Consider the following 7,504-nt stretch of genomic DNA (forward strand, 5'->3'; position numbering starts at 1 on the left):
GCGGGGCGGCCCCGACGCCACGGCGGGCGCTCCGGCGCGGTGTCGGGGCTACTCGTCGTTGTCGCGCCACCGGCCCCCGGCGGGCGCAGTGTCGAACCGGGTGGCCGCGACGGCGTTCCCGCCGAGGTCGTTGTCGAAGACCCGGCAGTTGCTCCAGTCCCCGTCCGGCGTGACGCGCAGGCCGTGCGTCTGCGTCCCGACGGCCTGGTCGTCACCGATCCGGTTGCCGTCCAGCCACGTCCCGGACACCGCGGCGTCCACGGTCAGCCCGGCCCGCGCCTGCACGGTGCCGGGCAGCCGGTACCGGGCGCCCGGCTCGGGCACGCCGTCCGGCCAGGCGGTGTCCGCGCCGGGCCGCAGCGGCGCCAGGATCAGCTCGGTCGCGGTGTTGCCGGTGACCACGGCCGTCCACGCCCCCACGGTCACCTCCTTGCCGCGGTGCGCGTCCGGCGGCCAGCCGGCCCCCTCGTCGCTCAGGGACAGCGCCGTGCAGCGCACCCCGGCGCCGCCGCCCTCGGCCGCGCCCGCGCTGCGGCGGCCGTTGTCGCGGATCCGGTTGTCCACGATCGCGGCCTCCCGCATCGCCGCGTCCACGCGTACGCCGTCCAGGGCGTTGTCCCGGATGTCGTTGGCCTCCAGGACGATGTCCACCGCCGGCTCGTCGGCGCCGCCGGCCAGGTTGTGCTGCCAGTAGCCGTAGCGCCCGTTGCCGCTGATCCGGTTGCCGCGCAGGGCGTACGGGCCCGGCGTGTTGCCCAGCCCGACCCCGTCGCGGACGTTGCCGTCGATCACGCAGCCGGTCACGATGCCGCCCCGGCCGCCGACCTTCGAGGTGCCCTGCGAGGACACGTCGAACCCGGCCTCATGGTTGCCGATCATGGTCGAGGAGGTGACCAGCAGGCCGTCCGCGCCCCAGTCGGAGATGCCGAACCGGTTGCCCTCGGCGTGGCAGGCGGTGATGCGGATGCCGCAGGTCAGCGGCCAGTCCTTGTTCTGGAGCTCCAGGAAGATCCCGTTGGTGCCGTTGCCGACGGCGGTGCAGGCGGTGACGGTGAGGCGCTCGACGCGGCCCCAGCCGCCGATGCCGATGCCGATCCCCGCGCCGCCCATCTGCTCGCCGCTGTCCTGCCGCCCGCACCGCTCGACCAGCAGGCCCTCCACGACGGTGTCCTGGAGGAAGTCGCAGCCGAACCCGGTGGCCGCCGTGTCGTGGATGTACAGGTCGCTGAACCGGCCGCGCAGCACGTACTGGAGCCCGAGCCCCTTGGCCAGCACGTCGTACTCCTCGGTCCGCACACCCGAGCCGTCGATCTCGAAGTGGGCGAAGGTGACGTCCGCGACGTGGCGGTCCCGCCCGGCCCCGTGCTGGGCGGCGGTGAACCAGGCCAGCGGCACCGGCGTCGTCCGCGCGCCGGGATTGGCCAGCACGAAGCAGGTGGCGCCGCGGCCGGCGCCGATCAGGGAGACGCCGCTGCGCCACAGGGTGGGCCGGTCCCGCATCAGATAGCGCCCGGCGGGCACGCGCAGCACCCGCGGCATGCCGTCGGCGGCGCAGGCCGCGCCCAGCTCGTCCACCAGGCGCTGGAACGCCGGCTGGTCGTTGGTCACCCCGTCACCGGCCAGGCCGTGCTCGCGGGCGTCGACGGTCAGGGTCTCGAGCATGGCGGGCTCTCCTCTCCGGCTGGTGCGCGCCGAGTACCCCGTGCCGCCGAACGGGCGACAGCGGCCGGCTCGCGGGTTTGCCGGCCGCCGCCGCGGACACCCGAGGCCGTGAAACACCGACGTCGATTGCGGCTTGGAGTGAGCGACAGTGGCTGGTGACGAAAAGGGCAAGGCCAAGAAGGAACAGATGAAGGGCAAGGCCAAGGAGACGATCGGCCGCACCGTGGGCAACGAGCGCATGACGGCCGAGGGCCAGGCCGAGAAGTCCAAGGGCGACGCCCGGCAGGCCAAGGAGAAGGCGAAGGACACCTTGAAGCCGTGAGGCTGCCGCCTCGGACACGGTCCGGGCGGACGCCCGGGCGCTGCGCGAGGACGCCCTGAGGGAGCCTCGCACGACGTCTCTCAGCGGGGTCCCCGTCCGTCGGACGGGGACCCCGTCGGCCTGTCACCGGGCGGTTCCGCCCCGGGCCCGGACGGCGTCCGCCCGGCGGAGGTCCGCGCTGTCCGCGCTGTCCGCGCTGTCTGTGCTGTCTGTGCTGTCTGTGCTGTCGTCGTCGGCGGTGCCTGCGCGGAGGGCGCGGCCTCGGACGGCCCGCCCTCGCCGGACGATGTGCGGGCGCCGGCCGGCGCGTCGGGCAGCCGCCGGTGGTCACCGCGCAGCGCGGAGGCGAAGGCCGCGACCAGCGCCATGGCGGCGGCGACGCCGAAGACGACGGTCAGCCCGTGGTGGAAGGGACCGGACACCAGTTGCGGGAAGAAGGTGTGGCCGGTCAGGGTCCGCCGCTGTCCGGCCGACAGGTGATCGAGCGTGCCGCCCGCGGCGAGCAGGTGCTCGATCGGATTGTTCCCGAGGAACGTGGCGAACAGCGTGCTCACCGGCGGCAGCGAGGCGGCCTGCCCGGCCGCGCCGGCCGGGACCCCGTGCGCCCGCAGCCCGTCGCCGAGCGCGGCGGGCAGCGAGGCGGCCAGCCCCGAGATCATCAGGGAGAAGAAGACCCCGATGGACAGGGCGGTACCGGAGTTCTGGAAGGTGGAGCGCATGCCCGAGGCCACGCCCCGGTACTCCGCCGGCACGCTGCCCATGATCGAGGAGGTGTTGGGCGCGGAGAACATGCCCTGCCCGAACCCGCTCATCAGCAGCAGTCCCGCGAACGGCCCGTAGCGGAAGTCGACCGGCAGCACGAGCAGACCGGCGAAGGAGGCCGCGACCAGCAGCAGACCCGTCGTCGAGAACAGCCGGGAGCCGAACCGGTCCGAGAGGTACCCGCAGACGGGGCCTGCGAGCAGGAACCCCGTGGTCAGCGGGAGCATGAAGATCCCGGCCCACAGCGGGGTGTCCTCGAAGGCGTAGCCGTGCAGCGGCAGCCAGATGCCCTGGAGCCAGATGATCAGCATGAACTGGAGCCCGCCGCGGGCGACCGCGGTCAGCAGCGCGGCCAGGTTGCCCGCGGCGAACGCCCGCACCCGGAACAGCCCGAGGTGGAACATCGGTTCGGCGACCCGGCTCTCGACCCAGCAGAACAGGGCCAGCAGCAGGACGCCGCCGGACAGCCCGGCGAGCACCCAGGGGCTGCCCCAGCCGGTCGCGCTCGTGCCGTAGGGCTGGATGCCGTAGGTGAGGGCGGCGAGCAGGATGCCGGCGCCGGTCGCGAAGGTGGCGTTGCCCAGCCAGTCGACGCGTCCGCGCCGCCCGGTGGAGGTCTCGCGCAGGCTCAGGTACGACCAGACGGTGCCGGTCACGCTGATGGGCACGCTCAGCCAGAACACCGCGCGCCAGTCGACCGCGGCGAGCAGGCCGCCCGCCAGCAGGCCGAGGAACTGGCCGGCCAGGGCGGTGATCTGGTTGACGCCCAGGGCCATCCCGCGCTGCCGGGCGGGAAAGGCGTCGGTGAGGATCGCGGCGGAGTTCGCGGTGAGCATGGAGCCGCCGAACGCCTGCACCATCCGCCACAGGATCAGCCAGAGCGCGCCGGCCCCGGCCCGGAACGGATCGAGGGAGAGGGCGACGGAGGCGCAGGCGAAGACCAGGAAGCCCAGGTTGTAGATGCGTACCCGGCCGAACATGTCGCCCAGGCGGCCGAGCACCACCACCAGGACGGCGGAGACCAGCAGATAGCCCAGGATCATCCACAGCAGATAGCCGATGTTGCCCGGGGCGAGCGGGTCGAGGCCGATGCCGCGGAAGATCGCCGGCAGCGAGATGATCACGATGGAGGCGTCCATCGTCGCGATGAGGACCCCGAGCGTGGTGTTGGACAGGGCCACCCACTTGTACCCGGGACCCGGCGCCCGCGCCGAGCGCGCCGTCACGGCTTCATCGACGTCCACGTCATAACGATAGGTTTATCAGTCTGGACTGTAGAACCAAGGGCCGGCAATAGTTGTGGGTCCCACGCACTACGGCCCGCCGGGCACCTGGCGGTACGGCCCGCCGGGCACCTGGCGGTGCGTCGGCGGGCGGCAGTCGGCGGGCGGCAGCGGCGTCAGGGCGTGCGGAACGTCAGCTCGGCCTGGCGCAGCCGCAGATCGGCGATGGTGCGCAACTGCCTGCGGGCCCGGTCGAGCAGTCCGTCCAGGTGCGCCGCGTCGAGCCGCCGGTCGTGCTCGGCGAGCCCGCGCAGCGCCTCCCACGCACAGGCCTTGCCCTTCACGCCGATCAGCAGCAGTTCCAGTTCCTCCAGCGTGCTGAGCGGGGAGCGCCGGATGAGGGCGCCGTTGCTCTTGAGCCGCCCGGCCCGCTCGCCGAGCCGTCCGGCGTACACCTTGTAGCGCCGCACCGGCAGGTCGAGGCTCCGCATCAGCGCGAGCAGGGATCTGCGGTCCTCGGCTATCTCGGCGACGATCGGGGCCATGGCGTCGCCGATCTCGGTGCCCCGGCAACTCGTCGCCAGATGGCGGGAGCGCTCCATGCCCACCGTCGCGCCGGTCAGATGGTCGTTGAGGTAGATGCCGAGCAGGGTGTGCCCGCTCGGCCCGGCGAAGCCGGGCACCAGGGTGCCCGAGCGTCCTTCGTCGTTCATGGGCGTAGGCGTCCTTCTCGCTCGTCGGCCGGGCCGGTCGGTCGTGCGGGCGGGCCGGGTCGTGCGGCGGGTCAGCAGGGCAGCTTGGCCCGGATGCCGCCGGCCACGGCGGCCGGACGCGCCGTCGCCCGGACGGTACGGCCCATCACGGCGGCCTGGCGCTGCAGCTCGTGGGCCGAGTGCCGGCCGCGCCACAGCAGGGAGGGCGCGGCGCCGGTGTCGTCGGCCTCGATCAGCAGACCGCCCAGCATGGAGAGGTTCTTCAGGAAGTTGATGCGCTGCTGGGCGCGCTCGCCGGGGTCCTCGACGTCCCAGTAGCGGTGGCCCGCCAGCGTGGTCGGCACCAGGGTCGCCGCCAGAGCCAGGGAGGCGAGCCGGGGCATGCGGCCCAGGCCGAGCATGACACCGGCGACCACCTGGACGCCGCCGCTGAGCCGCACGGCCTGCTCGGTGCGCTCCGGCAGGACCGGCACACGCTCCCTGATCGCCTGCACGACGGGCTCGGCGAGCGGGGTCACGGCCTCGGGTTTGCGTACGGAGTTCATGCCTCCGACGACGAACATCGAGGCCAGCAGGGGACGACCGGCCAGACGCAGCAGACTCATGGCCTCTCCAGGGGTGAGGGGTACGCGGCGCTGGCCGGGTTCCCGAGTCGCCCGGAAGCAATCGAGCCGACCGGGTGAACCGGCCACGGCACGGCCGTGCGGCTCCCGGAACCGGCCGCGCCCGCGCCCGGAATCGGCCACGGCACGGCCGTGCGGTTCTCGGAACCGGCCCGCGGCGGACACCGGACCCGTTCGGCCGACCCGTCCGCCCGCCCCGTCGGGCACGCCACCGCCCCGCCGCGCGGCTTCGCAGGTTCCGCGGCCCGTTCCCGGGGCACCCGCCCCCGCATGGACGCCGACCGACGCCCCCCGCACCCCCTGTCCGACCAGACGCTCGCCCTCCTCGCCGGCGGCTACGCGTGGCTGCCGCAGCGCATGCGGGACAGCGGCGGCGAACCGGCGCTCACCACCCGCCTGATGGGCAAGCCGGTCCTCGCCGTGTGCGGACCGGACGCCGTGCGGTTCTTCTACGACGAGCGCAACGTGCACCGCCACGGCGCGATCCCCGGCCCCGTACAGGCCACCTTGTTCGGCCACGGGGCGGTGCACACCCTGGACGGCACGGCCCACCGCGAGCGCAAGGGACTGTTCCTGCCGCTGCTCGGAGCGGACCTGATCGAGGGCGTCGTCGAGCAGGTCGTCGCCGCCTGGGACGAGGGCGTCGCCGAGTGGGCCCGACGGCCGCGGGTCGTCCTGTTCGACGAGGCCGCCGTGGTGCTCACCCGCGGCGTCCACCGCTGGGCCGGCGTCCCGCTGCCGGACGCCGAGGCCGGCGCGGTGGCCCGCGACCTGATCGCCATGGTCGACGGCTTCGCCACCCCGGGTCCGCGCCACTGGCGGGCCCGGCACGCCCGCCGCCGCCAGGAGGAACGGCTGGCCCGCCTGGTGCGCGACGTGCGCTCCGGCCGGACCCCGGCCGCGCCCGGCTCCCTGCTGGAACGGGTCGCCGGGCACCGGGAGGGCGCGGGCGAGCGGCTGACGCCCGGGACGGCCGCCGTGGAACTGCTCAACATTCTCCGGCCCACGGTCGCCGTCAGCTGGTTCGCCGCCTTCGCCGCGCACGCTCTGCACCGCCTGCCCGGGCTGCGCGACCGGCTGCGCGGCGGCGACCCGGCCGAGGCCACCGCGTTCGCCCACGAGGTGCGCCGGTTCTACCCGTTCGCCCCCTTCCTCGGCGGACTGGCCGCCCGGGACCTGTCCTGGCACGGGCACACGGTCCCGCGGGGCGGGATGGTCCTGCTGGACGTGTACGGCCAGAACCACGACGCCGGCCTGTGGGGCGACCCGTACGCCTTCCGTCCGGAGCGCTTCCTGGAGCACCCGGCCGAACGCGACGAGCTGATCCCGCAGGGCGGCGGCGACCCGCGCACCGGTCACCGCTGCCCCGGCGAGGGCGTCGCCCTGGGCCTGCTGGAGAGCCTGGCGGTGCGGCTGGCCCGCCTGGAGTACGAGGTGCCCGCACAGGACCTGCGGATACCGCTGCGCCGCATCCCGACGCGGCCGCGCGACGGCTTCGTGATGAGCGGCGTACGCGCACCGGAACACCGCACGAACACATCGACCGACACCGAGAACGAGACGAACACCAAGGAGCCCCCGGCATGGGACACGGCGGAGACGTCATCCACGAACTGACCACCGACCACCGCGAGGTGGAGGAGATCTTCGCGCAGATCGAAGCCCTCCCGGTGGGGGACAAGAGGCGCAAGGACCTGGCCGACCAGGCCGTCATCGAACTGGTCCGCCACTCGGTGGCCGAGGAGATGCACCTGTACCCGGCGGTGCGCCGCCACCTGCCCGACGGGGACGAGATCGCCGACCGGGAGATCGAGGACCACTCCGAGGCCGAGCGGACCATGAAGGAACTGGAGGGCTGCGAGGCCGCCGACCCGCAGTTCGACGAGTTCATGGGCCGGCTGATGCGGGAAATCCGGGAGCACATCACGGACGAGGAGCAGAACCTCTTCCCCCGGCTGCGGGAGGCGGCGAGCCCGGAGGACCTGGAGGAGCTCGGCGAGAAGGTGCGCTCGGCGAAGAAGACCGCGCCGACGCGCCCGCACCCCTCCGCCCCCGACACCCCGCCCGGCAACAAGCTCCTGGCGCCCGGCGCCGGACTGGTCGACCGGCTCAGGGACGCGCTGTCCGGCCGCGGCAAGACCGGCTGACGCACCCGGCGGCACGCGCGCGGGACCGGGCGCCGGCCCCGCACGCGTGCCG

General features: G+C 74.1%; 7 protein-coding genes. 3 read left to right on the plus strand and 4 right to left on the minus strand.

Features of this window, described 5'->3' with window-relative positions; translation table 11 throughout:
* Positions 1 to 48: 48 nt before the first annotated feature.
* Positions 49 to 1,662, minus strand: a complete 1,614-nt coding sequence (locus ABEB07_RS30010; RefSeq protein ID WP_345671213.1) for a right-handed parallel beta-helix repeat-containing protein — start codon at positions 1,660 to 1,662, stop codon at positions 49 to 51.
* Between the two features lie 148 nt (positions 1,663 to 1,810).
* Here ABEB07_RS30010 and ABEB07_RS30015 point away from each other — a divergent pair, with 148 nt between their 5' ends.
* Positions 1,811 to 1,984: a CsbD family protein gene (locus tag ABEB07_RS30015; RefSeq protein WP_345671214.1), complete on the plus strand. Its 174-nt coding sequence runs from the start codon at positions 1,811 to 1,813 to the stop codon at positions 1,982 to 1,984.
* 80 nt (positions 1,985 to 2,064) lie between these two features.
* On the opposite strand, the gene ABEB07_RS30020 is transcribed toward ABEB07_RS30015, so the two are convergent.
* The 3 genes from ABEB07_RS30020 to ABEB07_RS30030 all read right to left on the minus strand — a co-directional run bounded on the left by ABEB07_RS30020 (position 2,065) and on the right by ABEB07_RS30030 (position 5,287).
* Positions 2,065 to 3,885: an MFS transporter gene (locus ABEB07_RS30020; protein ID WP_425589097.1), complete on the minus strand. Its 1,821-nt coding sequence runs from the start codon at positions 3,883 to 3,885 to the stop codon at positions 2,065 to 2,067.
* A 260-nt stretch (positions 3,886 to 4,145) separates the two neighbouring features.
* Positions 4,146 to 4,682 (minus strand): hypothetical protein, encoded by a 537-nt coding sequence (locus ABEB07_RS30025; protein WP_176147835.1) that lies wholly within the window; start codon positions 4,680 to 4,682, stop codon positions 4,146 to 4,148.
* 71 nt (positions 4,683 to 4,753) lie between these two features.
* Positions 4,754 to 5,287, minus strand: a complete 534-nt coding sequence (locus tag ABEB07_RS30030; protein ID WP_345671216.1) for a DoxX family protein — start codon at positions 5,285 to 5,287, stop codon at positions 4,754 to 4,756.
* 288 nt (positions 5,288 to 5,575) lie between these two features.
* Here ABEB07_RS30030 and ABEB07_RS30035 point away from each other — a divergent pair, with 288 nt between their 5' ends.
* Both ABEB07_RS30035 and ABEB07_RS30040 read left to right on the plus strand, forming a co-directional pair.
* A complete protein-coding gene (locus ABEB07_RS30035) occupies positions 5,576 to 6,922 on the plus strand; it encodes a cytochrome P450 (protein WP_345671217.1) in 1,347 nt (448 codons plus the stop codon).
* Positions 6,889 to 7,452, plus strand: a complete 564-nt coding sequence (locus tag ABEB07_RS30040) for a hemerythrin domain-containing protein (protein WP_164586375.1) — start codon at positions 6,889 to 6,891, stop codon at positions 7,450 to 7,452. Before ABEB07_RS30035 ends, ABEB07_RS30040 begins: the two co-directional genes overlap by 34 nt.
* Positions 7,453 to 7,504 lie beyond the last annotated feature (52 nt).

It is taken from the genome of Streptomyces similanensis (assembly GCF_039543625.1).
GTDB classification, from domain to species: domain Bacteria; phylum Actinomycetota; class Actinomycetes; order Streptomycetales; family Streptomycetaceae; genus Streptomyces; species Streptomyces similanensis.

Bases quoted from the DNA above. Each gene is read 5' to 3' on its own strand.
- ABEB07_RS30035 (WP_345671217.1), top strand. From the start codon at position 5,576: ATGGACGCCGACCGACGCCCCCCGCACCCCCTGTCCGACCAGACGCTC.
- ABEB07_RS30010 (WP_345671213.1), bottom strand. From the start codon at position 1,662: ATGCTCGAGACCCTGACCGTCGACGCCCGCGAGCACGGCCTGGCCGGT.
- ABEB07_RS30020 (WP_425589097.1), bottom strand. From the start codon at position 3,885: ATGGACGCCTCCATCGTGATCATCTCGCTGCCGGCGATCTTCCGCGGC.
- ABEB07_RS30040 (WP_164586375.1), top strand. From the start codon at position 6,889: ATGGGACACGGCGGAGACGTCATCCACGAACTGACCACCGACCACCGC.
- ABEB07_RS30030 (WP_345671216.1), bottom strand. From the start codon at position 5,287: ATGAGTCTGCTGCGTCTGGCCGGTCGTCCCCTGCTGGCCTCGATGTTC.
- ABEB07_RS30025 (WP_176147835.1), bottom strand. From the start codon at position 4,682: ATGAACGACGAAGGACGCTCGGGCACCCTGGTGCCCGGCTTCGCCGGG.